Origin of the sequence: Mesorhizobium sp. M7A.F.Ca.CA.002.05.1.1 (assembly GCF_003998335.1) — a bacterium.
Taxonomy (GTDB): domain Bacteria; phylum Pseudomonadota; class Alphaproteobacteria; order Rhizobiales; family Rhizobiaceae; genus Mesorhizobium.
Map to the genome: position 1 here is coordinate 1 of NZ_RZQI01001221.1, position 1362 is coordinate 1362.

The 1362-nt window shown below is 63.4% G+C and carries 1 protein-coding gene and 1 pseudogene; both read right to left on the minus strand.

What is annotated here, in order from left to right; genetic code table 11:
* A partial coding sequence (locus tag EN939_RS34300) for an aldo/keto reductase (protein WP_164751517.1) occupies window positions 1–573 on the minus strand: 573 nt, incomplete at its 3' end.
* 60 nt (window positions 574–633) lie between these two features.
* Window positions 634–1362: pseudogene (locus EN939_RS34305) on the minus strand (altronate dehydratase); the annotation flags it as partial.

The window sequence follows — 1362 nt, forward strand, 5'->3', positions numbered from 1 at the left end:
CACGTCCAGACAGATCTGCACTTCGTTGACGCCAAGCCCATAGGCGGAAATGACGCCGGACCGTTTCAGCTCTTCAAGTGCCTTGAGGCCGCCGTCCATCAGGTCGCGAAAGTGCAGCTTGGTCTTCTCGACACCATGGGTGTAGGCGCCGATGTCGTGGACAAACAGGATGTCTATCCTGTTTAGGCCAAGCCGCGCATAGCTGAATTCGACCGACCGCATGATGCCGTCATAGGAATAGTCGTAGTCGAGCGCGAAGGGCAGCGGATCGACATAGGAGTGATCGGGAACCTGATCGTCCGGCACCGGGCGGAACAGCCGGCCGACCTTGGTCGACAGCACATAGGAATCGCGCGGCTTGTAGCGCAGGAAGTCGCCGAAGCGGCGCTCCGACAGTCCGAAACCGTAGAAGGGTGCGGTGTCGAAATAGCGCAGGCCGGCATCCCAGGCGCCCTGCAGCGTCTCCATCGCCGCTTCGCGCGAACAGGCGCGGTAAAGGCCGCCAAGTGCAGCGCCGCCGAAGCTGACCTCGGTGACTTCCAGCGCTGTCTGGCCGATGCGGCGTCTTTCCATGCACAACCTCCCCGTTGCCCGCCGCTGACCGGCGCGCAGTCTACTTTACATCAGTAAAATCTAAAGTGTTGCGCCCAGATGCCAGGGCACGAACTCGTTGTCGCCGTAGCCGAAGTCCTCGCTCTTGGTCTTGCGGCCGGAAGCCGTCTCGACGATCAGTTCGAAGATCTCGCGACCCATGCCGGCGATGGTCTTTTCACCCGAGGCGATGACGCCGCAATTGACGTCCATGTCCTCTTCCATCTGGTGGTACATGGTGGAGTTGGTGGCGACCTTGATCGACGGCGTCGGGCGGCAGCCGAAGCATGAGCCGCGGCCGGTGGTGAAGACGATGACGTTGGCGCCGCCCGCCACCTGGCCGGTCGCCGAAACCGGGTCGTAGCCGGGCGTGTCCATGAACACGAGGCCGCTGCCAGTGACTTTTTCGGCGTAGCCGAAGACGCCGTTGAGGGGCGTCTGACCGCCCTTGGCGACCGCGCCGAGCGACTTCTCCAGGATGGTGGTGAGACCGCCGCGCTTGTTGCCGGGCGAGGGGTTGTTGTCGATCGAGGCGCCATGCTTGGCGACGTGGTCCTCCCACCATTTCACGAAACCGTCGAGCTTCTGCGCAATCTCAGGCGTTGCCGCGCGATAGGCAAGCAGATGTTCGGCGCCGTAGATCTCCGTGGTCTCGGAGAGGATGCCGATGCCGCCGACGCCAGCCAGGATATCGACAGCCGCGCCCAGCGCCGGATTGGCCGTGATGCCCGACATGCCGTCGGAGCCGCCGCATTGCAGGCCGACGACGAT